A 23747-nucleotide genomic window follows, 5' to 3' on the forward strand; every position below is an offset into this window, starting at 1 on the left:
GCGGCCGCAAAACCAGGGAAACAGAATGCGCAACAAAACAATGTTTAGCTTTGCCCGTGGCGAAGCAGGAGACGAGCCGCGGCCAGCCGGTGCGCGGTGCAGGGGCGGGCCGGTTTGGCGGCTGCCTGTCGTCTCCCGTCGCGGGCAGCCTGAGTGAACCGACCTTGGCGACGACGTGACATTCCAACGATTGATTGACCTGCATGACGGCTGGCAGCTCGCCGAGGCGCCCACCGGCCTGGACGGCGCGGCGCTGACAGCGCTGCCGGCAGAAGCCTGGCTGCCCGCGGCCGTGCCCGGCACGGCGCATGGCGCGCTGCTGGCGGCCGGGCGCATTCCCGATCCCTTCTATGGCCGCAACGAGCTGGATGTGCGCTGGGTGGCCGAGCGCCGCTGGGCGTGGCGCCTGGCCTTCGACGCGGGCGAGCTGGCGCCGCGCGAGGAGCTCGTGTTCGACGGCCTGGACACCTATTGCACCGTGTGGCTGAACGGCGAGCGGTTGCTGCAGTCCGACAACATGTTCGTGCCGCAGCGCGTGGACGTGCGCTCGCGCCTGAAGCCCGGCCGCAACGAGCTGCTGCTGTGCTTCGAGCCGGCGCTGGCCGAGGCGCGCAAGGTGGAGGCGGTGCACGGCAAGCGCGCGCTGTGGAACGGCGACAGCGCGCGGCTGCACGCCCGCAAGGCGCAGTACCACTTCGGCTGGGACTGGGGCCCGGAGCTCATCACCTGCGGCCCTTGGCGGCCGGTGCGGCGCTGCAGCGGCGCGGCGCGCATTGCCGACCTGCAATCCCGCAGCACGGTGGACGTGGCCGGCCGCACGGCCACGCTGCAGGTGGCTGCGCAGATCGACGGGGCGGGCACGCGCTGTGCCTTCGAGCTGCGCGATGCGCAAGGGCGCTGCGTGGCGGCGCAGGACGTGCCTGCAGGCGGCGCCGCCAGCGCGACGCTGGCCGTCGCCGACGCTGAACTCTGGTGGCCGCGCGGTCTGGGCGCGCAGCCGCTGTACACGCTGGTGGCGCGGCTGCTTGACGATGCCGGCCGCGTGCTGGCCGAGGACAGTCGCCGCATCGGGCTGCGCCAGCTGCGGCTGGTGCAGGAGCCGGTTGCGGGCGAGGCAGGGCTGAGCTTCCACTTCGAGGTCAACGGCCAGGCCTTGTTCGCCGGCGGCGCGAACTGGATTCCCGACGACAACCTGCTGGAGCGCATCACACCGGCGCGCTACCGCGAGCGCGTGGCGCAGGCCGCCGCCGCCCACATGAACATGCTGCGCGTCTGGGGCGGCGGCATCTACGAGCACGAGGCCTTCTACGAGGCCTGCGACGAGCTGGGCATCCTGGTGTGGCAGGACTTCATGTTCGCCTGCGGCATCTACCCGGCCAACGACGCGTTCCTGGCCAGCGTTCGCGCCGAGGCCGAAGCGGCCGTGAAGCGGCTGCGCCACCACGCCTGCCTGGCGCTCTGGTGCGGCAACAACGAGGACTACATGATTGCCGAGTCCCAGGGGCTGGCCGGCCCGGGCGTGCCGGCGGAGCGCTTCGAGGCGCGCGCCATCTACGAGGGCCTGTTGCCCGAGGTCTGCGCCGCGCTGGACCCGGACCGCGCCTACTGGCCCGGCAGCCCCTTCACACCCAGTGACACGCCCGGTGCCGAAGCCAAGTCGTCCGACGCGACGGTGGGCGACCGCCACAGCTGGGAGGTCTGGCATCAGCAGATGCTGCCTTACCAGCAGTACGGCGACGTGCAGGCCCGCTTCGTCAGCGAGTTCGGCATGCAGTCGCATCCGTCGCTGGCGCTCTTCGAGCAGGTGTTGCCCGAGGAAGAGCGCTTCCCCGAGAGCCGCACGGTGCAGTGGCACAACAAGGCCGGCTCCGCCGCGGGGCCGGACGGGCACCGCCGCCTGGCCGTCTACCTGGCCGACAACCTGCGCGTGGGCGCCACGCTGGCGGATCACGTCTACGCGACGCAGTTCGTGCAGGCCGAGGCCATGCGCGTGGCCTACCAGGACTTCCGCCGCCGCTGGCAGCGGCCCGGCGCGCGCGCAGTCAGCGGCGCGCTGGTGTGGCAGCTCAACGACTGCTGGCCGGTGACGAGCTGGGCGCTCATCGATTCGGCCGGCACCGTGAAGCCGGCCTGGCATGCGGTGCGCCGCGCGCTGGCGCCGCTGGCCGTGGCCGTGCGGCTGGAGGCCGGCCAGGCGCGGCTGGCGGCGATGAATGGCAGCCTTCAGCCGCTGGAGACGATGCTGCAGCTGCGCGTGTTTGCGATGGATGGCCGGCAGCTGGTGGCGGCCAGCGTCGCACAGCCGGTGCCCGCGGGCTGCAGCGTGGAGGTCACGCAGGCGCTGCCGGCGTTCGACGAGCCGGTGGTGGCCGAACTGTGTGCGTTGGATGCGCACGGCCAGGAACTGGCGCGTGACTGCGCCTGGACCGAGCCATTCAAGTTCTACCGGCTGGGGGGCGCCCGCATCGAGGTGGCCGTGGACGGCCAGGCGTTGCTGCTGCGCAGCGACAGGCCCGTGAAGGGCTTGTGGCTTGCCGGCAACGGGCTGCGGCCGGCCGACAACTTCATCGATCTCGTGCCCGGCGCCACGCGCCGGATCGGGTGCGAGATAGCGCTACCAGCGTTCATTGAGGTGGTGGCCGTGGATCACGCGGCCCGCCGGATTGACCTTGTTGATAGGGGAGGAGCACTCAGGGTGGAATGAGTGAATCCCCTGTCGCTGATTGTCCCAATGTGTCGTGGCAATCGCGTTGTTACCGTTACCACAAATGGTTGAGGCCTGATGGCCTGCAGCCACGACATCACCCCGCAAGGGGCGAATGTTTCCCACCAAAGAGGAGCCAAAGAGGATGAGACATTTCAAACAGACAACCTTGTCATTGGCGGCAGCCCAGGCCTTGATGGTCCTGGCGATGCCGGCGATGGCACAGAGCGCCGAGGCGCCCAAGGCGCAGCAGCTGGAGACCGTGGTGGTCTCGGGCCAGCGCGCTGCGCTGCAATCGGCGCAGAAACTCAAGCAGAACGCGGATGAGATCGTCGATTCGATCAACGCCGACGATGCCGGCAAACTGCCCGACCGCTCCGTCAGCGAGGTGCTGCAGCGCATCGTCGGCGTGACGATGGACCGCGTGATGGCGCGTGGCGACCCGGGTCGTTTCTCGGTCGAAGGCTCCGGCGTGCTGATCCGCGGCCTGACCTATGTGTCGTCCAACCTGAACGGCCGCGAGAGCTTCTCGGCCAACGGCGGCCGCGGCCTGAGCTGGGAAGACGTGCCGCCCGAGCTGATGGCCGGCGTGGACGTCTACAAGAACCCGTCCGCCGAGCAGATCGAAGGCGCCATCGGCGGCCTGGTGAACCTGCGCACCGCGCTGCCGTTCGACTACGGCGGCTTCAAGGGCAACCTGGGCGTGTCCGCGACGCGCAACAAGCTGGCCGACACGACCAAGCCGACGTACTCGGGCCTGATTTCCAACACCTGGAACACCGACCTGGGCAAGTTCGGCCTGCTGGCACACGCGGCCTTCTCGAAGAGCAACACGCGCACCGACAGCATGTTCGTCGACCCCTACTTCCTGGAAGTGGAGAAGGTCTCGAAGCCGTCGGACAACGACAACGCCTACTACACGTCCAAGACCAACCACTGGTTCCCCAAGGCCCTGGGCTGGCGCACGCTGGCCTATGACCGCACGCGTCAGGGCTCCTACTTTGCCGGGCAGTGGAAGAAGGACACGCTGGAAGTCGCGGCCACGCACTTCCGGTCCAAGTACGACTTCTACTGGGACGAGAGCTCCATCGACAGCCAGGCCGACCCCTACACCTCCAAGGTGTCGTCGGACGCCAAGTGGGGCAGCAACGGCGCGCTGCTGAGCGGCACCATCACCGACCCGGGCCACAACGGCATCCCGTTCAACGCGAACACGCGCTTCTCCAAGCGGGTCTCCGAGACCAAGGAGAGCACGTTCAACGTCGTCTGGACGCCGACGCCCGCGCTGCGCATCGCCAACGACTTCCAGTTCATCGAATCGACGACGCGCGCCATCGATTCCACGGTGGCCACCGGCATCAACATGCCCAAGGAAACCGTGGACATGAGCGGCGACCTGCCGCGGCTGATCCTGGACGCGGCGGACCGTGCCTACCTGGCCGACCCGTCCAAGTACTACTGGGGCTTCACGATGGAGCACCTGGACAAGAGCCGCGCGACGCAGAAGGCCTGGAAGGGCGACGTCAAGTACTCGTTCGACCATCCGGTGTTCCAGGATCTGCGCGTCGGCCTGCGCTTCACGGAGCGTGATGCCAACAACCAGGTCAGCAACCCCAGCTACAACTGGAAGGCCGTCACGCAGACGTGGCAGTCGGCCGAGTTCGACCAGGGCGCCATCAACCAGTCCTGGGACTGGCACCCGATCAAGAGTCTGGCCTACCTGTCGCGCTTCGGCAGCAACGACACCCAGCTCAAGGCGTTCAACAACTTCATGAACGGCAAGACCCAGGTCGCGTCGCTGGTGCTGCCCAAGATGGCTGTTGCCGCGAACTACCCGGCGTCCTACGCCACGCTGCACAGCTACTACACGAAGCTGTGCGAGGAGTACAAGGCCCAGCTGGGCACCAACCGCAACTGTGCGGCGTCCTGGCAGCCCATTCCGTTCGACGAAAGCTCGCCCAACAGCAACAAGCAGCACGAGACCACCAAGACGGCCTACGCGCAGCTGCGCTTCGGCTTCGACGACTGGAACGTGCCGCTGGATGGCAACGTGGGCCTGCGCGTGGTCAACACGAAGTACGACACCACGGGCTACAAGTCGCTGAACTACACGGCGACCGACATCGGTGCGGGCACCGTCGTCGGCGGCCCCATCCCGACGTTCACGAACTTCCAGACGCCCATCGAGGTCCGCAACAGCTACACCGACGTGCTGCCCACGCTGAACCTGAAGTACAAGTTCAGGGACAACCTGCAGATGCGCGTCGCGTTCGCCAAGGCCATCGCCCGCCCGGACTTCAGCACGCTGCAGCCCAACGTGCAGATGCTGGCCGGCTCGGCCACGGTGCGGACCGTGGTGGACACGACGGTGACGCCCAACACGCGCACCAACTACATCGACGACCTGAAGAACCGCGGCACGGCGCTGGGCAATCCCATCCTGAAGCCGGTCAAGTCGGACCAGTTCGACGTGTCGGCCGAGTGGTACCTCGACAAGGCCAGCTCCATCACGATGGCGGCCTTCAACAAGCAGCTCAAGGACGTGATCGTCAACGAGGTCGGCATCCTGCAGGCGCCCGACAAGACCGGCAAGATGTATGACTTCGCGTACTCGACGCAGGTCAACGGTGCCAAGGGCTGGGCGCGTGGCCTGGAGTTCGCCGTGCAGCACTACTTCAACGGGCTGCCGGGGCTGCTGGCCGGCCTGGGTGTGCAGGCCAACGTCACCTACGTGGACAGCAAGCAGAAGCGCTACAACTCGGTGGGCGCCGAGTGGTGCAGCGGCGTGACGGACGAGCGCAACCTCAACCTCTACGTCAACGGCTGCGACACCAACGGCCAGTCCTACGGTGACCATCCGCTGCCCAACCTGTCGCGCAAAGCCTTCAACCTGGCCATCCTGTATGACCACGGCCCGATCTCGGCGCGCGTGGCCTATGCATGGCGCGGCAAGTACCTGAACGGCGTGGCCTTCCCCGACAACACCGGCCCGAACCAGACCAACGGCCTGAACTACAACCCGAACAGCCCGCAGTACGGCCGCAACAACATGCCGCTGGGCCTGCCCATCTGGACGGACAGCTTCGGTCAGCTCGATGCCAGCGTGGAGTACCAACTCACCAACCAGCTGAAGGTCGTGCTGCAGGGCCAGAACCTGACGGACGCGGTCTACAAGCAGCTGATGGAGCAGCACATCGGCATGATGAACCGCAGCGGCTTCGTCTCGGGCCCGCGCTACACCCTGTCGGCGCGCTATCAGTTCTGACCGGACGCCGGGTTTGTCCCGGCCGAAGGAAGGCCTGGCGCCGCGGCGCCGGGCCTTTTTTTTGGGTAGTGTTCGAACACAGCAAAACACCATGGAGACACCACGCATGCCTGACGACCAGCCCCTGCGCCGCATCGTCATCGTCGGCGGCGGCACCGCCGGCTGGATGACCGCCGCGCCGCTGGGCCAGTTGATGGGGCAGGGCGAGCACGGCGCGCGCTGCGAGATCGTGCTGATCGAGTCGCCCGAGATCGGCACCGTGGGCGTGGGCGAGGCCACGCTGCCCACCATCCGCTTCTACAACCGCACGCTGGAGCTGGACAGCGCCGAGTTCATCCGCAAGACGCAGGCGACCTTCAAGCTGGGCATCGAGTTCAAGGACTGGGGCCACGTCGGCAACCGCTTCTTCCACGGCTTCGGCGAGTTCGGGCCGGCCATCCAGAACCGCTCGTCCGTCATGCACTGGCTGCGCCTGCACGGCCTGGGCGGCATGGACAGCCACGAGCACTGGTCCACCGCCACCGTCATGGCGCGGCACAACCGCTTCGTGCCGCCCGACGGCGACGTCGCCTCGGCCGCCAATGCCTACTCCTACGCCTTCCACTTCGACGCCGGCCTGTACGCCGCCTACCTGCGCGACTACGCGATGGCGCGCGGCGTGCAGCGCGAGGAGGGCACCATCGTCGACGTGTCCGTGCGCCCCGGCGACGGCTTCGTCACCGCCGTCACGCTGGCCGACGGCCGGCGCATCGAGGGCGACCTGTTCATCGACTGCTCGGGCTTCCGCGCGCTGCTCATCGAAGGCGTGTGCCGCGCCGGCTACCACGACTGGACGCACTGGCTGCCCTGCGACAGCGCCCAGGCCGTGCCCTGCGCGCGTGTCGAGCCGCTGACGCCCTACACCATGTCCACCGCGCACGGCGCCGGCTGGCAGTGGCGCATCCCGCTGCAGCACCGCACCGGCAACGGCCATGTCTACTGCAGCGCCCACATCAGTGACGACGAGGCCGGTCGGGTGCTCATGCGCAACCTCGACGGCGCGCCGCTGGGTGATCCGCGCCAGCTGCGTTTCAAGACCGGCATGCGCCGCAAGGCCTGGGACCGCAACGTCGTCGCCATCGGCCTGTCGTCGGGCTTTGTGGAGCCGCTGGAGTCCACCAGCATCCAGCTCATCATGGACGGCGTGGGTCGCCTCATCGAGCTGCTGCCCGACCGCCGCTGCGACCGCCGCCTGGCCGACGAATACAACCGCCGCATGACGCAGCAGTACGAGTCCATCCGCGACTTCATCGTGCTGCACTACAAGCTGACGCAACGCGACGACAGCGAGTTCTGGCGCTACTGCGCGGCCATGCCCATCCCCGACACGCTGCACCACCAGATCGAGCTGTTCCGCCAGAGCGGCCGCGTCGCCATCCTCGACCCCGACAGCTTCGCCGAGCCGTCCTGGGTGTCGCTGTTCCTGGGCCTGGGCCTGTGGCCCCAGCGGCACGACCCGCTGCTCGCGCAGATCGACGAACAGGCGCTGCGCCAGCACTTCCAGCGCCTGCGCCAGGCCATCAAGCAAACGGTGGACGCCATGCCCGACCACGGCGCCTTCATCGACCGCCACGTCAAGGCCGCCGCGATGGAGGTGGCCGCATGAGCGACGACACCCGCATCCGCCGCATCGTCATCGTCGGCGGCGGCTCCGCCGGCTGGATGTGCGCCGCGCCGCTGGCCCAGGTGTTCGGCTCGCCGCCGGGCGGCCCGGCCAACCCGGTGGGCTGCGAGATCGTGCTGGTCGAGTCCGCCGACATCGGTACCGTCGGCGTCGGCGAGGCCACGCTGCCCAGCATCCGCGCCTACAACGACACGCTGGGCCTGGACAACGCCGACTTCATGCGCCGCACGCAGGCCAGCTTCAAACTCGGCATTGAGTTCAGGGACTGGGGCCACGTCGGCAACCGCTTCTTCCACGGTTTCGGCGGTTTCGGCCCGGTCATCGTCAACCGCTCGTCGGTGGCGCACTGGTTGCGGCTGGCGCGCGAGGGCGGCATGGCCAGCCACGAGGAATGGTCCGTCGCCACCATGATGGCCCGCCACAACCGCTTCGCGCCCCCCGAGGCCGGCCCGCCGTCCGCCGCCAACGCGTTCTCCTACGCCTTCCACTTCGACGCCGGGCTGTACGCCGCCTACCTGCGCGACTACGCTGTGGCGCGCGGCGTGCAGCGCGAGGAGGGCACCATCGTCGACGTGTCCGTGCGCCCCGGCGACGGCTTCGTCACCGCCGTCACGCTGGCCGACGGCCGGCGCATCGAAGGCGACCTTTTCATCGACTGCTCGGGCTTCCGCGCGCTGCTCATCGAGGGCGTGTGCCGCGCCGGCTATCACGACTGGACCCACTGGCTGCCCTGCGACAGCGCCCAGGCCGTGCCGTGTGACAAGGTTCAGCCGCTCACGCCCTACACCACGTCCACCGCCCATTCAGCCGGCTGGCAGTGGCGCATCCCGCTGCAGCACCGCACCGGCAATGGCCATGTCTACAGCAGCGCCCACATCAGCGACGAGGAGGCGAACCGCGTTCTGATGAGCCACCTCGACGGCGCGCCCCAGGGCGAGCCGCGCCAGCTGCGCTTCAAGACCGGCCTGCGCCGCAAGGTGTGGGACCGCAACGTCGTCGCCGTGGGCCTGTCGTCGGGCTTCCTGGAGCCGCTGGAATCCACCAGCCTGTCGCTGGTCATCCACGGCATCAGCGCGCTCGTGGAGCTGTTCCCCGACCGCCGTTGCGAGCCCCACCTGGTGGACGAGTACAACCGCCGCATGACGCGCCAGTACGAGTCCATCCGCGACTTCATCATCCTGCACTACAAGCAGACTTCGCGGGACGACAGCGCGTTCTGGCGCTACTGCCGCGGCATGTCCATCCCGGACACGCTGGCCCACCAGATCGAGACCTTCCGCCGCAACGGCCGCGTCGTCATCCTGGACCGCGACAGCTTCGGCGAGGACTCCTGGTACTCGCTGTTCCTGGGGCTGGGCCTGCAGCCCGAGGGGCTGGACCCGCTGCTGCGGCAGGTGGACGCGGCGCCGCTGCGGGAGCATTTCCAGCGGCTGCATGCGGCCATCGCGCGGACTGTGGAGGGCATGCCGGACCATGCGGCGTACCTGGAGAAACTGGTGGCCCGACGAGTTGGGTGAGGTCTGAGCGATGTGATTGGAGTAGCAGACGCGAACTTCAGCCCGGTCGGAAACTCTTGGGTTGCAACCTCAACGAAGCTGCGTTCGAGCAATTGGCGCGAACTGAAGGCGCGTCGGAGCGGACTATGGAATGGAGCTCAGCTGCTCGTTGAGCAGGTTGGCCGTGGCGATGATGCCGGCCATCAGTCTTTCGTACTCTGGCTCCAGCAGCGATGCGACAGGAACAGCGGGGTACACCTTCGGCGCTTGCTCAAACTGCACGAATTGCAGCCGTCGCGGATGCTGTCCAGTCCAGTCTTCGTTTAGCGAGGAGCGAACCACGCTGCGGTGCTTACTGGCGTTGCTCAGTGCAGCTAGGTGCTTCCAATTCGACCCGGAATGTAGCGCCTTAAGTTGCGAGCAGAGCACCTTGAACTGCTGGTCGTTCTTCAAACACCCCTCCACTTTTTGAGCGTTGACATCTCGCGGCGCTGGCGCTCCTGGAAGAAGGTCCTGGCCGGTCGCGAAGTAGACGACGTGAGCAAAGATGTCCGGCAACGCATGCAAGCTTTGAACCGCGGCAAGCGCATGCGCGCCAGCTGCAAGCATGAACTCTTCAAACGCCGCCTGCCGGCTTTCGTTCCCTATCGCGTGGAGCTCAAGTACCGTGGCGATCCCAGACAAATGCTGTGTCTCAAACTCGTTGAGTAGGCGGACGATTTCGCCATAGTGATAGGACGAGAAAAGTTGGCGGTCTGTCACCGAGCGCAGGCTTTCCGCCAACTTGGCGGCCTGCGCAGGTCCAAACCGCGCCTCCACCAAACGCTGCGTTTCGTGCTTGTCCCAAGTCCTGGTCATCTTCCTGCTCTCCCTTAAGTTGAGCCGCCTCGGCCTAAACAAAGCCAGGTGGGCCGCTGATGGAAACGCGCGCCTGATCGCCTTCGATTTCAGCCTTACGGGTTGGAGTGCGTTCACGAACTCCGAGGTTCGAACTCCAACATCCGCGGTTGCGCTCTGAGTTCGGGCAACTCAAGCCGCGAGGCCTTGGCAGGCGCGCCCGCCGAAGCTCACGCGCAATCCCACCCCAGCCGCACCACCCCGCAGTGCCGGCATACGAACTTGTAGAAGGCGTTGTCGCCGGCCGGTTCGTAGTCGCGCGTGGCGGCGGCCCATTGCTTGGCGGTCTTGCCGTAGCGCTGCATCCAGTCGGCCTTCACGGCGTCGCTGGCGTCTTCCACATCGTCTTCCGATGCATCGCCGTGGAACTCGCAGGCGTCGTTGCAGTGCGCGAGCCACTCCTCCTGCTGCCAGCAGGAATAGCCCGGCGTGCGCAGGCTCACCTCGTCGATGACGTCTTGCGCCACGCCGGCCTGTTGCAGCGGTGCGGGGGCGGAGAAGCTGGCGCCCAGCTTCGCGGCGGCGGAACCGTCGGCGATGCACCAGGGGCAGAGCTTCTCGTCCAGGTCGGTCGTCGCGTAGACGGGCTGCACGTAGACGAAGCCGCGCGGCTCGCCGCAGCAGGCGCAGGTGATGGGGCGGGGCTCGATGGCGCCAGTGGCCAGCGGGTCGGGGTGGTAGCGGAAGGTGGGCAGGTCCATGCCGTCACGCTACCAGAGCCCGGCGGCGGACCTCAGCGGCCGGCGCGCTCCCGCAGGAAATCGGCGTACGCCAGCGCGCTGCGCTTGAGCGTGCGCTGCTGCGTCTCGAAGTCCACATGCACGAGGCCGAAGCGGCGCTCGTAGCCGAAGGCCCATTCGAAGTTGTCCATCAGCGACCAGATGAAGTAGCCGCGCACGTCCACGCCGTTGGCCATCGCCCGCGAGCAGGCCGCGAAGTGGCGCTTGATGTAGGACTGGCGCTGCAGGTCGTCCACCTCGCCGCGGGCGTTCACGTCGTCGTGGCTGGACATGCCGTTCTCGGTCACGTACAGCGGCGGCAGGTTGGGGTAGTCGCGCTTGAAGGCTTCGAAGAGGTCCTGCATGCCTTGGGGGTAGACCTCCCAGTCCATCGTCGTGCGCTCGACGCCGTCGTGGCGCACCCAGTCGATGGTGTCCGCGCCCTTGGAGCGCAGCACGGCGCGGCTGTAGAAGTTGATGCCGAGGTAGTCGATGGGGCGGCGGATGATGTCCATGTCGCCGTCCAGCACCAGAGGCTCGCAGCCTTTCCACAGCCGCCACAGGTCGGCGGGGTACTCGCCCTTGAGCAGCGGGTCCAGCACCCAGCGGTTCTGGAAGGTCTCGAACAGCGACGCGGCGTCGCGGTCCTCGGCGGTGTCGCTGTCGGCATAGCCCGGCGCGCAGTTGGCGACGATGCCGTGCAGCGCCTGCGGCGCGTTGGCGCGCAGGATGGGCAGCGCCAGGCCGTGGCCCAGCAGCAGGTGGTGCATGGCCTGCGCGGCCCAGCGGTGGCTCTTCAGGCCCGGCGCATGGTGGCCGTCGCCGTAGCCCAGGTAGGCCGAGCACCAGGGCTCGTTGTGCGTGGTCCACGCGGCCACGTCACCATGGCCGGCCAGTTGGCGGCTCATCAGGTCGGCGTAGTCGGCGAAGCGGTAGGCGGTCTCGCGGTTCAGCCAGCCACCCTTGTCCTCGAGGTGCTGCGGCAGGTCCCAGTGGTACAGCGTGACGAAGGCGCGGATGCCGCGCTCGCCCAGGCCGTCCAGCAGGCGCTTGTAGAAGGCTATGCCTTTGGCGTTGGGCCGGCCGGCGGCGTCCATCACGCGCGGCCAGGCGATGGAGAAGCGGTAGGCGTCCACGCCCAGGCGCTGCAGGATGTCCAGGTCTTCGTCGAGGCGGTGGTAGTGGTCGCAGGCGATGTCGCCGTTCTCGCCGCGCAGCACCTTGCCGGGCGTCGCGCAGAAGCGGTCCCAGATGGATTCGAGCCGGCCGTCCGCGTGGGCGGCGCCTTCGATCTGGTACGAGGACGTGCCGCAGCCGAACACGAAGTCGCGGCGGCGCATCGGCGAGTCGGCCGGCGGGGAGACGAGGTCGGCGAGCGAGGTGGGAGGCGGGGTCAGGTCCATGGCAAGGTCGATGGGTCAGGGAGAGGAGGGCAGTGCCTGCAGGGCGCTGCGCCAGGGCGCGAGGGCTTGCGGGTCGGCGGGCAGGGGGCCGCGCACGCCGCAGATGAAGGACGCAAAGCGGTTGGCCAGCGCCAGCGTGGCGGCCAGGTCGCGCTGCTGCGCGAGGCCGGCCAGCAGCAGCGCGCTGAAGGAGTCGCCCGCGCCGACGGTGTCGACGACGCGCGGCTGCGGCTCGCCGGGGCCCTGGGCCAGCAGCGCGCCGCCGGGGCCGTAGAAGCGCCAGCCGTCGGCGCCGCAGGTCAGCACCACGCGCTGCAGCGCGAAGCGGTCCATCAGTGCGGCCACCTGTGCCGACTCTTGGGTGGCTTCGTCGCCGGGCGTGTCGAACCAGCCGGCCAGCCGGGCCAGTTCCTCGTCGTTGACCTTGACCCAGTCGGCCAGCATCAGCGATTCGGCGGCGAACAGCGCGTTGTCGGTGCCGGGGCGCAGGTTCAGGTCCAGGAAGCGCAGGCCGTGGAAGCCCTTGGCCAGCGCGCGGATGGCCGTGCGCGACACGGCGTGGCGCTGCGCCAGGCTGCCGAAGTACAGCAGCGACGGCGCGGCGCCGGCCAGCGCCGACTGGGCAGCGGGCAGGTCCAGGTGGTCCCAGGCGGCGTCGGCGTGGATCTCGAAGCGGTGGCCGCCGCCGGGCTGCTCCAGCACGCTGACGCGGCCCGTCGCCCGGGCGGCGTCGCGCTGCAGGCCTTGCGTGCCCAGGCCGTAGCGCTCGGCGCTGTCCAGCACGAGGCGGCCGTTGGCGTCGTCGGCGCCGATGCGGCTGATGAACAGCGCCGGCGCGCCCAGCGCGGCCAGCGACCGCGCCACGTTGAACGGTGCGCCACCGGCCACCGGGCCATCATGGAATTCGTCCACCAGGGCTTCGCCCAGGACGGCAAGGGAGCGGGAAGACATGGACTGCGGTTGGAATGAAAATATCAGGGCAACAATAAATGTTTAGTGAACAATCGGCAACGGGGCGATCCCGGATCGGCATGCGGCAGGCCCAAGCCGACCCGTGTAACGGGTGTGAAACGGCATGGCCCTGGAGGCGATGCCACAATCGCGGCGCCTTGCGAGGCACTAAACAACAGCGGGAGTCGTGGCGATGGCCGACAAGCGGGGGGTGACGATTCGGGAATTGGCCCAGGCGGCAGGGGTGTCCATCGGCACCGTGTCGCGCGCGCTGAAGGGCCAGCCGGGTCTGTCCGAGCAGACGCGCAGCCAGGTGCTGGAGGTGGCCGAGAAGCTGGGCTACGACACCGCCAAGCTGCGCACCGGCAAGCCGCGCCGCCTGCTGTTCCTGTACAGCCGCCACCTGGGCTCGCTGGCCACCAACCCGTTCTATTCCTACGTGCTGCACGGCGCCGAGACGGTGTGCCGCGAGGCGGGCGTGCCGCTGAGCCTGCTGTCGGTGCAGTCGGGTGACGACATCGCCGGCCAGGTGCGCCGCCACGAGGCCGAGGCGCTGCTGGGCGCCGGCTACTTCGACCCCGACACCATGGAAGGCATCCGCCGCTGCGAGCTGCCGCTGGTGCTGGTGGACCACTTCCACCCCGGCGTGCGCTGCGTCAACGACGACAACCAGCAGGGCGCCTGGCTGGCCACGCGCCACTTGCTGGACGGCGGCGCCCAGCGCGTGGCGGCCATCTTCGGCCCGCCGACGCATTACTCCGTGTCGCTGCGGGCCAAGGGCTTCCGGCGCGCGCTGTTCGAGGCCGGCCGGCTGTTCGACCCCGACTACGAGGTCACGCTGGACCCGGTGATGGAGTACCGCGCCGCCGGCCGCGACGCGATGCGGCGGCTGCTGGCGCTGCCGCAGCCGCCGGACGCCGTGTTCGCCTACAACGACTCCACCGCGATGTTCGCCATCGAGTACTGCATCGAGCAGGGGCTGCGCGTGCCGGAGGACATCCGTTTCATCGGCTACGACGACATCGAGGAGGCCGCGCACTTCAAGCCGCCGCTGTCCACCGTGAAGATGGACAAGGAGGCGCTGGGCCTGGTGGCCGCACGCGCCCTCATCGACGGCGATGTGGAGCCCGGCGAGGCCTCGCTGCCGGTGGAGTTGGTGGTGCGCGAGAGCTCGCGCATCGACGCCGCGCCCGAGGCTCCGGCGCGCAAGGCCCGCCGCCAGCCGGCCGCCGCAGAACGTTGACGGCTGGAACCGTTTCCTCAGGTCTTACCCGGTTTTCATTGATTCGGCTGTCGAACGAAAATCTCCTTGTTTACTAAAAATGTGCCGCCACAGGCGGCCAAGGAGACATCGACGTGCTTGCCGAGAGCGATGGCGCCACCGCGCCTCTGATGCCCCGTCGCCCCGCCGCGGCATCTGCCCCCGCCGTGGCGCCCGCCACCGCCGAGGCCGACCGCGTGCCGGCGTCGCAGAAGATCGGCTTCGGCCTGGGCTCTTTCCTGGACATGTGGGGCCACTGGCTCTACCAGTCGCTGGTATTCCACGTCTTCAACGTGTTCCTGGGCGTGGCGCCGGGGCTGATCTCCACGGCACTGGGCGTCAAGATCTTCGCGGACGCGGTGTCGGACGCGCTGTTCGGCTGGCTGTCCGACAACGCCCGCACGCGCTGGGGCCGCAGGCGCCCGTTCATCCTCGTCGGTGGCGTGCTGGCGGGCATTGGCCTGCCGCTGATGTTCGCCGTCGGCCGCGGCTGGACGGACACCGAGTACTTCATCTTCATGCTGGTCTCGACCTGCCTGTACGCGCCGGTCATGAGCTGCTTCAACCTGCCGTGGAGCAGCCTGGGTGCGGAGATGACGCCCGACTATCACGAGCGCACCCGCGTGATGTCGTGGAAGAACGCGATCCAGAAGATCCCCGAGCTGGCGATGTTCGTCGCCGCGCAGTTCACGACGCTGGCCTTCTTCCATGACGCCAGCGGCAAGCCCGACATCCTGCTGGGCGCGCAGGTCTACACCAGCATCCTGGGCGGCATCATGGTGGTGGTGTCTGTCGCCATCTTCTCGCTGACGCGCGAGCGCTACTACGACAAGGTGGTGGCCCAGACCCGCCAGCGCGTGCCGTTCAAGGACACGCTGTACCGCACGCTGAAGAACAAGCCCTTCCGCCAGATGCTGGGCACCATGCTGACCTACAACCTGGCCACGGCCATGGTGGGCCTGCTGGGCTACTACGCGACGGTCTACTACGTCTGCGGTGGCAACGTCGTCGAGGCCACCAAGTGGAACTCGCTGATGGGTGTGGCCGGCCTGGTCAGCGGCCTGCTGGGCATCGCCTTCGCCGGCCGCGTGGCGCGGGCCTACGGCAAGCGCAATGCGCTGATGACGGTGCTGGTGCTGGGCATCGTCGCGTTCATCGGCGACTGGTTCTTCTACAACCCGCAGCTGCCCTGGCTGCAGCTGTTCGCCAGCGGCGGCGTGGCCTTCATCGGCGCCGGCTTCTGGACGATCTACGGCTCGGCCATGGCCGACGTCGTCGACCACGACGAACTCGACAGCGGCCAGCGCCGCGAGGGCTCGTTCGCGGCCTGCGGCTCGTGGATCTCCAAGGTGGGCCTCGCGCTGGGCAACATGACCTCGGGCTGGGTGCTGATGTTCACCGGCTTCGATGCCAAGCTGCCGGCGCAGAGCGACGAGGCCATCTTCCTGATCCGCGTGTTCCTGTCGGGCATTCCCATCGTGGGCCTGCTGATCGCGCTCTACATCGTGTCGCGCTACTTCCTGACGGAGCAGCGCATGCACGAGATCCGCGCTGCGCTGGAAGCCCGGCGCGGCACTGTCTGACCGGAGTCCTTCCACCATGACCATCACCTGGCTGCGCCACGCGCTGCTGGCCCTGCTGACCTGCGCCGCCACCGTGGCCGGCGCGCAGGCCACCGGCCACGAGACCCTCAAGCTCGACGCCCCCAAGCCCAACCTCGTGCCCACGCCGCCGATGGGCTGGAACTCGTGGAACAAGTTCGGCTGCAACGTCAGCGAGAAGCTGATCCGCGAGCAGGCAGACGCGATGGTGGCCTCCGGCATGAAGGCCGCCGGCTACCAGTACATCGTCATCGACGATTGCTGGCAGAAGAGCCGCGACGCCGACGGCAACATCCAGCCCGACCCCGAGCGTTTCCCGTCGGGCATGAAGGCGCTGGCCGACTATGTGCACGCCAAGGGCCTGAAGTTCGGCCTGTACTCCGACGCCGGCGCGCTGACCTGCGGCGGCCGGCCCGGCAGCGCGGGGCACGAGTTCCAGGATGCGCGCCAGTACGCGAAGTGGGGCGTGGACTGGCTGAAGTACGACTGGTGCTACACCGGCCCGCGCAACCCCGAGGCGGCCTACACCATCATGGCCAAGGCGCTGCGCGAGTCGGGGCGCGACATCGTGCTGTCCATCTGCGAATGGGGCAACAGCAAGCCCGGCCGCTGGGCGTCGCCCATCGGCCACCTGTGGCGCACCACGGGCGACATCTGGGATGCCTGGCAGGGCAAGAAGGAGTGGTCGCACGGCATGCTCGACATCCTCGACATGAACGCCGAGCTGTGGGCGGACGCCGCGCCCAACGGCTGGAACGACCCCGACATGCTGGAGGTCGGCAACGGCGGCATGACCACCACCGAGTACGAGAGCCACTTCTCGCTGTGGGCCATGCTGGCCGCGCCGCTGATCGCAGGCAACGACCTGGCCAAGATGGATGCCGACACCAAGCGCATCCTGACGAATGCCGAGGTCATCCGCGTCGACCAGGACCCGCTGGGCCGCCAGGGCCGCCGGGTGTGGCGCCAGGGCGACCTGGAGATCTGGGTGCGCACGCTGGCCGGCGGCGACCGCGCCGCCGTGCTGTTCAACCGCGGCGACAAGCCGGCCGACATGGCCGTTTCATGGGAGCAGCTCGACCTGCCTTCGAAGCTGAAGGCGGACGTGCTGGACCTGTGGTCGGGCAAGAAGACCGCCGGCGTCAGCGGCCGCCACGGCGGCACGGTGGCCCGCCATGGGGTGCTGATGTTCCGGATCTCGCCAGCGGTGCAGTGACGGTTCAGTAGCCGAGGGTGAAGCGCGCGCGGCGGTGCTGCGGCGCTTCCAGCTCGTTGACGATGGCCACGGCCAGGTCTTCCACGCTGATGTGGCTCTCGCCCTTGGCGTCGAACACCGGGTTCTCACCGCCCAGGCGGAACTGACCCGTGCGGGCGCCCGGGGCTAGGTGCATGGCGGGCGACAGGAAGGTCCAGTCCAGGCCGGCCGGGGCAGCGCGCAGGCGGTTCAGCGCCTCGCGGGCGGCCAGCGCGCCGGACTTCCATTCGGCCGGGAACGCCGGCGAATCGACCAGCTGCTGGCCCGGCGCGATGAACAGGCTGCCGGCGCCGCCCACGACGATGAGCCGCACACCCGCCTCGCGCGCCGCGGCCGCGATGGCATCGCTGCCGCGCAGGAAGTCGTCGTGCAGGTTGGGGTTGGCCCAGCCGGCGTTGAAGGCGCTCACCACCGCGTCCACGCCGGCTAGCTCTGCCGCCAGCGATGCGCCATCGCCCAGCACATCCACCGAGCGCACCGTCAGGCCGGGGCGGGCCGCCAGCTTGGCCGCGTCGCGTTGCAGCGCGCGCACCGTGTGGCCGCGGCTCAGCAGTTCTTCCAGCACGGCCTTGCCGACAAAGCCGGTGGCGCCGATCAGGGCGATGTTCATGGTGTTCTCCAGACTCAGAGGTTGTGATGGATGCATTTTTTCTGCTTCACAATGTGCTGATAAGTCGGCGTTAACTGCCAGCACTGTTTAGAAAAACTTCATGCTCGACCAGCTCAAGCGCATGGCCGTGTTCGCCAGCGTCGTCCGCCACGGCAGCTTTGCTGCCGCCGCGCGCCAGCTGCGCACCAGCACCTCGGCCGTCAGCCAGCAGGTGAGGGCGCTGGAAACCGACATGGGCGTCACGCTGCTGCACCGCTCCACGCGCAAGCTCAGCCTGACCCCGGCCGGCGAGCGCTTCCACACCGGCTGTGCGGCCATGGTCGCGGCGGCCGAGGCCGCGCAGGCCCAGCTGCAGCAGTTGCGCGACGCGCCCGAGGGCGAGCTGCGCATCGCGATGACCGTCGGCTTCGGCCGGCGCGTCGGCCCGGCGCTGGCGTCGCTGCTGGCGGCCCATCCGCGGCTGACGCTGCACCTGCAGGTGGAGGATGGTTTCACCGACCTCGTCGCCCACCGCATCGACCTGGCCATCCGCTTCGGCCGCCTGCCCGACAGCCCATGGGTGGCCCAGCGCCTCGGCAGCCTGCACACCAGCCTCTACGCCGCGCCGGCCTATCTGGCCCAGCGCGGCGTGCCCGGCACGCTGGACGCGCTGCGGGCTGCCGACTGGCTGATGCTGCAGGACGCCACCGACTCGCCCCGTCGCCTGCCGGGCACCGAATTCAGCGTGCGGCCGCGCTACACCAGCAACAACCAGCTGACGCTGCAGCAGCTGTGCGAGGCCGGCCTGGGCGTGGCGCCGCTGGGTGACGAAGACGTGGCCGAATCGGTGGCCGCCGGCCGGCTGCTGCGGCTGAGCACCGAGCTGGCGCTGCCCGAGCTGCCGGTCTGGGCGCTGACACCGCAGCGTGACGCCCAGCCGGCCAAGGTGCGCCACGCCATCGCGGCGCTGAAGGCCCACCTCGTGGAGGCGGCGCGATGAAGGGCACGCTGACGCAGTGGGACGACGCCAAGGGCTACGGCTTCATCACGCCCGACGGCGGCGGCCCGAAGTGCTTCGTCCACATCCACGCCTTCGGCCTGCGCCCGCAGCGGCCCTTCGTGGGCGAGCGCGTCCGCTACCGCGAAGGCCACGACGCGCAGGGCAAGCGGCGCGCGCTGGACGTGCAGGGCCTGGCCCCGAAGCCGGCGCCGCGCCGGCGCGACGGCAGCCGCGAGCTGCTGCTGATCCCCGCCTTCGCCGGCTTCGTGCTCGCCACGCACCTGCTGTGGGGCGTGCCCAATTGGTTCTGGGGCGCCTACTCGGCCATGAGCATGGCCACCTTCATCGTCTACGCGTTGGACAAGCGCGCCGCCGCGCGCGGCGACTGGCGCGTGGCCGAGAACACGCTGCACGGGCTGTCGCTGGCCTGTGGCTGGCCGGGCGCGCTGCTGGCGCAGCGGCTGCTGCGCCACAAGAACGCCAAGCCTGCGTTCCGGCGCGTCTACTGGGCGACGGTGGCGCTCAACATCGCCGCCTTCGTCGCCGTGTTCACGCCGTTGTTCAGGCACTGAGCCCGCCAGCCGCTTCGATCAACCGGATGAGTTTCTGCCCAGGCGCGGTGGCGGCCACCGCGGCTTCGGGTGAAATCCCGGGCGGCCCGCCGGGCCGACGGACAACCGCCGCGCGTTGCGGCGCATTTCTCCCTGAGCACTGCATGTCATTGAAGTTGGGCCTGGTGGGCATCGGCAAGATCGCCCGAGATCAACACATTCCGGCGATTGCAGCCGACCCGCGTTTCTCGCTGGTTGCCTGTGCCAGCCGCAACGCGCGCGTGGACGGCGTGGCGAACTTCGCCGACGTCGCCACCATGCTGGCCGAGGTGTCCGACCTCGACGCCATCTCCATCTGCACGCCGCCGCAGGCGCATTTCGATGCTGCCCTGGCGGCGTTGCGCGCCGGCAAGCACGTCATGCTCGAGAAGCCGCCCGCGGCGACGACGCGCGAGATCGCCCTGTTGCAGGACGAGGCCGCGCGCCATGGCCGCACGCTGTTCCAGACCTGGCACTCGCGCTTCGCGCCCGCGGTGAGCGCGGCGCGTGACTGGGTGCGTCAGGCGACGCTGACCGGCGGCACCATCCACTGGAAGGAAGACGTGCACCAGTGGCACCCGGGCCAGCAGTGGCTGTGGGACGCCGGCGGCCTGGGTGTGTTCGACCCGGGCATCAACGCGCTGTCCATCCTGACCGAGGTGCTGGGCGCCGAGGCGTTCGTGCGCCAGGCGGTGCTGGAGTTTCCCGAGAACCAGCAGGCCCCGATCGCAGCGCGGCTGGATCTGCGCACCGAGGCCGGCCTCGTCATCGACGCCGAGTTCGACTTCCGCCAGAAGGGCGAGCAGGTCTGGGACATCGAACTGCACGGCGCCACCGGCCGCCTGCGGCTATCCCGCGGCGGCAGCGCACTGGAGATCGACGGGCGCCTGGTCGTGGACCGGCCGGCGATGGAGGGCGAGTACGCCGGGCTCTACGCGCGCTTTGCCGAGCTGTGCGCGGCCGGCCGCAGCGAGGTCGACTGGCGCCCCTTCCAGCTGGTGGCCGACGCCTTCCTGATCGGCGAGCGCCGCACGGTGGCGGCGCATCAGGTCTAGCCGAACCTGAAGCTGGACGCCGTCAGACCGCCCAGGTAGTCGGTCTGGTGGTAGTTGCAGCTGCCGGCGCCGGCGTCGGCGGCGCCGGCGGCCACCATCAGCGGCAGCAGGTGTTCCTCGCGGGCGTGGGCCTGCCGGGCAGCGGGCGCCTGCGCCCACGCCTGGAGCCGCTGCGCGCGGCCCTCGGGTGAGGGCAGGGCGCTCTGCAGCCAGGCGTCGAACGCGACCGACGGCGCCTGCCCGCGGCCGCTGAACATCAGCCCGAGGTTGTGGAAGCTGAAGCCGCTGCCCAGGATGAGCACGCCTTCGTCGCGCAGCGGCGCCAGCGCCCGGCCCAGCGCCAGGTGCTCGGCCGGGTCCAGCCCCTGCCTGAGCGACAGCTGCACGACGGGCATGTCAGCCTGCGGGTACATCGGCACCAGCGTGCAGAACGCACCGTGGTCGAAGCCGCGCTGCGCATCGCGGGCGGCCGGCAGGCCGGCGGCCTCGATCAGCGCCACGACGCGCTCCGCCAGCGCCGGGTCGCCCGGCGCCGGGTACACCACCTCGTAGGTATGCGCCGGGAAGCCGCCGTAGTCGTACAGCATGCCGGGCGCGGGCGAGGTCATCACCGTGAAGGCCGCTTCCTCCCAGTGCGCCGAGATCATCAGGATGGCCTTGGGCCGCGCCGGCAGCGAGGCCGGCAGCGCCTGCAGCGAGGCTTCCAGCGGCGCGTGCGCCCGGCGGTAGTCGCCATCCATGAACGGCCAGGGGCCGCCGCCGTGGGAGAGGAAGAAGGTGGGCTGTTTCATGATGCCGCCAGCTTAGGGCGGCACCTGGCCCGCGGCATTGCAAAGCATTGAGCGCAGCGTTCGCCCGGCTGCAACGCCGTCGCGCGGCGCGTGCTCAGGGCAGCCGTGGCAGCTTCAGCAGCCGGCCCGCCAGCTCGGCGGCGCGGGCCTCGCGCTTCCTGGCGTCCGGCTCATGCCCGGCCGGCAGGCTGCGCAGGAACACCACGTGGCCGGCGCGCTTGTAGCTCACGTCCACGAGGTTCTCGTCGGCGCCGCCGCGCACGCGGGCCGCGCCGTCGGGGTCGCCGGGGATGGGTTCGAACTTCACCCTGGGGCCGCCCGCGGTCATGGTGCGCATCATGTCCTGGTCGGCGCCGGGCTTGAGCACGATGACCCAGACCGAACTGCCCCCGCCGCCGGCCGACGCGTACTTGCAGCTGCTGCCGCCGATGCCGGGCTCCTCCTGGCCGGCGGCGAAGCGCCCGCCCAGCGCCTGCGCCAGCTGGTCGGGGCTGAAGGGGCAGGCCGCCGGGGCGGCGATGGCGGCCGGCAGCGCGCCGGCCAGGGTCAGCGCGGCCAGCGCCGTGCGCAGCGGGTGGGAAGTCTTCATCGGGTCACTCCACGGGTTGTCGGGATTGGGCGCGGCGCACGAGCGCGGCGATGTCCACCTGGGCCACGTAGCGGCGCAGCTCGTCCACGGGGACGTGTGCCGACTCGGCCCGCAGCAGATAGCGCTCGGCCACCAGGATGTCCAGCGTGCACTGCTCCGGCGCGCGCTGGCAGGCCAGCACCGTCACGGTCTGCTCGCCCGTCGTCAGGCTGCGCTGCGTGCGGCCGCCGTCGGCGGTGGTCTGGCCGCCGGTTTCGACGATCTCGTTCAGCAGCTTGGCGGCCAGCGCCGGGCCGTGGCCGGCCAGGTCGTCGATGCTGAGGTGCAGGTAGCGGCCGCGGTGGGCGCGCGCATGGTTCTCCACCCGTGCCGAGGCGCTGGTGCCCAGCACCTGCAGCATGGCCTCGGCCTTGGCGCCGGGCGCGTGGGCGTAGCTCTCGGTGACCTGCCGGTCGAAGCCCGCGAGCCGGCCGGGCAGCAGGTCTTCCAGCACGGAGCGTGTGCGCGGCTCGCCGCCGGGGGCGGAGCGCGTCCAGCGTTCCAGGTCGGCCGTGGCGCTGGCGGCCGCGCCCGGCGGCAGGCCCATCGCGCCGCTGCCGGCCAGGTCCGGCGGCAGCCCCGCACCCGTGCCGCGGCCGCCGGCAGCACCCGCGTCGGCGGCGGCGGCGGCCGCGCCGCCGGGCGGCGGGGTGCCGTCGGCCTCGGCGGCGTCCGGCAGCGGCGACCACGGGAAGGGCGGCGGCGCCAGCGCGTCGCCGGGCGCGCTGCAGCGGCCCAGCAGCAGCAACAGCGCCAGCGCCGCGACGCTGAGCGCCGTGGCGGCGGTGTAGGCCGCCGCCTGCCGCGGCCGGGCGGCGGTGCGCAGACCCAGGTGCAGCTGCCACAGCCCGGCGGCCAGTGCCAGCGGCCAGGCCCACCACAGCACCGGCCACACCAGCGCATGGCCCCACAGCCACGCGGGCCCCAGCGCCTGCAGCGTGGCGGCCTGCAGCGTGCTGCGCCCGGCCTGCGCGCCGAAGCGCGGCGCCCACAACCGCGCGGCCTCGGCCAGCAGCAGCGCCAGCGCCACCAGCAGCACCGCGCCCAGCGCGGCGCGGCCCAGCGCCGCCAGCGGCAGGAAGCGCAGCCCGAAATGCCCTGTGTGCAGGCCCACGAACGCGAAGCCCACGGTGGCCGCCAGCGTGGCGCCCAGCGCCAGCGCGGCGGTGAAGCGCCACGCCGCCGCGGCGCCGCCGCCCAGCGCCAGCGGCCAGGCCCGGGCCGGTGCGGCCAGCAGCCGCAACGCCAGCGCCCAGGGCAGCGGGCGCGGTGCGGCGGCGTCGCTCACAGCGAGGGCCTCGTGTAGGTCGTCTTCATGAACTGGTAGTACATGAAGCCGAAGCGGTCGAACCAGTCCGGCACCTGCGCCTGCTCCGCCTCGCAGCGGCCGTAGCCCTGCAGGTCGGCATGCAGCTGGCGCATCAGCTCCTCGTACTTGGCGTCATAGGCCCTGTCGAGGTTCTTCAGGCTTTTCAGCACATCGACCTTGCGGGTCTGCCAGGTCAGCGCGGCAACGCCGTGCACCGCCGACACGCCGTCGGCGTACGCGATCATGTTCTTGCCGTAGCGGTAGGTGCTGCTGTAGAGCGCGCGCAGCTTCTCCAGCCGGATGCGGGTGGTGTCCAGGTCGGTGGTGGCCTGGCCGTAGCAGGCGGTGCAGTCCGGGTTGCCCTCGCAGGCCGAGGGCACGGCCGGGGCGCCGCTGGGCACGCGGGGCTGGCTGTCACCGTCGGCCGGGTCCAGCAGGCCGGCGCTCTCCAGCGCGCGGCGCACCCGCTCGACGGCCGCCCGGCCCTGCGGCACGCCGTTGCGGCCCAGCAGGCGGCCCAGTTCGTCGAGCTGCTTGCCGGCGTCGTCGCCGGTGGCCGCGCCCGTCGCC

General features: G+C 69.8%; 19 protein-coding genes. 10 read left to right on the forward strand and 9 right to left on the reverse strand.

Annotation, left to right across the window (positions count from 1 at the left end; genetic code table 11):
- Positions 1 to 190 precede the first annotated feature (190 nt).
- From ACG04Q_RS19960 to ACG04Q_RS19975, 4 genes are all read left to right on the forward strand, one after another.
- On the forward strand, positions 191 to 2704 hold the full coding sequence (locus ACG04Q_RS19960; RefSeq protein WP_394513063.1) for a glycoside hydrolase family 2 protein: 2514 nt from the start codon (positions 191 to 193) through the stop codon (positions 2702 to 2704).
- 145 nt (positions 2705 to 2849) lie between these two features.
- A complete protein-coding gene (locus tag ACG04Q_RS19965) occupies positions 2850 to 5969 on the forward strand; it encodes a TonB-dependent receptor (protein ID WP_394513064.1) in 3120 nt (1039 codons plus the stop codon).
- A 106-nt stretch (positions 5970 to 6075) separates the two neighbouring features.
- Positions 6076 to 7614 carry a tryptophan halogenase family protein gene (locus tag ACG04Q_RS19970; RefSeq protein WP_394513065.1) on the forward strand — a complete coding sequence of 513 codons (1539 nt, stop codon included), beginning with the start codon at positions 6076 to 6078 and terminating at the stop codon, positions 7612 to 7614.
- Entirely contained in the window at positions 7611 to 9149 is a 1539-nt protein-coding gene (locus ACG04Q_RS19975; protein ID WP_394513066.1) for a tryptophan halogenase family protein, read from the forward strand. Before ACG04Q_RS19970 ends, ACG04Q_RS19975 begins: the two co-directional genes overlap by 4 nt.
- Positions 9150 to 9272: 123 nt before the next feature.
- On the opposite strand, the gene ACG04Q_RS19980 is transcribed toward ACG04Q_RS19975, so the two are convergent.
- The 4 genes from ACG04Q_RS19980 to ACG04Q_RS19995 all read right to left on the reverse strand — a co-directional run bounded on the left by ACG04Q_RS19980 (position 9273) and on the right by ACG04Q_RS19995 (position 13098).
- Positions 9273 to 9986, reverse strand: a complete 714-nt coding sequence (locus ACG04Q_RS19980; RefSeq protein WP_394513068.1) for a hypothetical protein — start codon at positions 9984 to 9986, stop codon at positions 9273 to 9275.
- A gap of 209 nt (positions 9987 to 10195) precedes the next feature.
- Positions 10196 to 10726, reverse strand: coding sequence for a CbrC family protein (locus ACG04Q_RS19985; protein WP_394513069.1), 531 nt, complete (start codon positions 10724 to 10726; stop codon positions 10196 to 10198).
- Between the two features lie 32 nt (positions 10727 to 10758).
- Positions 10759 to 12147: a GH1 family beta-glucosidase gene (locus ACG04Q_RS19990; RefSeq protein WP_394513070.1), complete on the reverse strand. Its 1389-nt coding sequence runs from the start codon at positions 12145 to 12147 to the stop codon at positions 10759 to 10761.
- 15 nt (positions 12148 to 12162) lie between these two features.
- Positions 12163 to 13098: a PfkB family carbohydrate kinase gene (locus ACG04Q_RS19995; protein ID WP_394513071.1), complete on the reverse strand. Its 936-nt coding sequence runs from the start codon at positions 13096 to 13098 to the stop codon at positions 12163 to 12165.
- Between the two features lie 193 nt (positions 13099 to 13291).
- On the opposite strand from ACG04Q_RS19995, the gene ACG04Q_RS20000 reads away from it, so the two are divergent.
- From ACG04Q_RS20000 to ACG04Q_RS20010, 3 genes are all read left to right on the forward strand, one after another.
- Complete coding sequence (locus ACG04Q_RS20000) at positions 13292 to 14341, forward strand: LacI family DNA-binding transcriptional regulator (protein ID WP_394513072.1); 1050 nt, start codon at positions 13292 to 13294, stop codon at positions 14339 to 14341.
- 149 nt (positions 14342 to 14490) lie between these two features.
- Positions 14491 to 15942: an MFS transporter gene (locus tag ACG04Q_RS20005; protein WP_394513073.1), complete on the forward strand. Its 1452-nt coding sequence runs from the start codon at positions 14491 to 14493 to the stop codon at positions 15940 to 15942.
- A 16-nt stretch (positions 15943 to 15958) separates the two neighbouring features.
- Entirely contained in the window at positions 15959 to 17176 is a 1218-nt protein-coding gene (locus tag ACG04Q_RS20010; RefSeq protein ID WP_394513074.1) for a glycoside hydrolase family 27 protein, read from the forward strand.
- A gap of 4 nt (positions 17177 to 17180) precedes the next feature.
- Here the strand turns inward: ACG04Q_RS20010 and ACG04Q_RS20015 are convergent, their stop codons facing one another.
- Complete coding sequence (locus ACG04Q_RS20015) at positions 17181 to 17825, reverse strand: NAD(P)-dependent oxidoreductase (RefSeq protein WP_394513075.1); 645 nt, start codon at positions 17823 to 17825, stop codon at positions 17181 to 17183.
- A gap of 100 nt (positions 17826 to 17925) precedes the next feature.
- On the opposite strand from ACG04Q_RS20015, the gene ACG04Q_RS20020 reads away from it, so the two are divergent.
- From ACG04Q_RS20020 to ACG04Q_RS20030, 3 genes are all read left to right on the forward strand, one after another.
- Complete coding sequence (locus ACG04Q_RS20020) at positions 17926 to 18804, forward strand: LysR family transcriptional regulator (protein WP_394513076.1); 879 nt, start codon at positions 17926 to 17928, stop codon at positions 18802 to 18804.
- Positions 18801 to 19376, forward strand: coding sequence for a DUF1294 domain-containing protein (locus tag ACG04Q_RS20025; protein ID WP_394513077.1), 576 nt, complete (start codon positions 18801 to 18803; stop codon positions 19374 to 19376). The genes ACG04Q_RS20020 and ACG04Q_RS20025 overlap by 4 nt, the downstream gene beginning before the upstream one ends.
- A gap of 143 nt (positions 19377 to 19519) precedes the next feature.
- The gene (locus ACG04Q_RS20030) at positions 19520 to 20449 is read left to right on the forward strand and encodes a Gfo/Idh/MocA family protein (RefSeq protein WP_394513078.1); all 930 of its coding nucleotides are present in this window, start codon (positions 19520 to 19522) and stop codon (positions 20447 to 20449) included.
- On the opposite strand, the gene ACG04Q_RS20035 is transcribed toward ACG04Q_RS20030, so the two are convergent.
- From ACG04Q_RS20035 to ACG04Q_RS20050, 4 genes are all read right to left on the reverse strand, one after another.
- Entirely contained in the window at positions 20446 to 21240 is a 795-nt protein-coding gene (locus ACG04Q_RS20035) for a DODA-type extradiol aromatic ring-opening family dioxygenase (RefSeq protein WP_394513080.1), read from the reverse strand. The genes ACG04Q_RS20030 and ACG04Q_RS20035 overlap by 4 nt on opposite strands.
- Before the next feature lie 94 nt (positions 21241 to 21334).
- A complete protein-coding gene (locus ACG04Q_RS20040; RefSeq protein WP_394513081.1) occupies positions 21335 to 21829 on the reverse strand; it encodes a hypothetical protein in 495 nt (164 codons plus the stop codon).
- A gap of 4 nt (positions 21830 to 21833) precedes the next feature.
- Positions 21834 to 23156 carry a hypothetical protein gene (locus ACG04Q_RS20045; RefSeq protein ID WP_394513082.1) on the reverse strand — a complete coding sequence of 441 codons (1323 nt, stop codon included), beginning with the start codon at positions 23154 to 23156 and terminating at the stop codon, positions 21834 to 21836.
- A complete protein-coding gene (locus tag ACG04Q_RS20050) occupies positions 23153 to 23671 on the reverse strand; it encodes a hypothetical protein (RefSeq protein WP_394513083.1) in 519 nt (172 codons plus the stop codon). The genes ACG04Q_RS20045 and ACG04Q_RS20050 overlap by 4 nt, the downstream gene beginning before the upstream one ends.
- Between the last annotated feature and the right edge of the window lie 76 nt (positions 23672 to 23747).

It is taken from the genome of Pelomonas lactea (assembly GCF_043555885.1).
GTDB classification, from domain to species: domain Bacteria; phylum Pseudomonadota; class Gammaproteobacteria; order Burkholderiales; family Burkholderiaceae_C; genus Pelomonas; species Pelomonas lactea.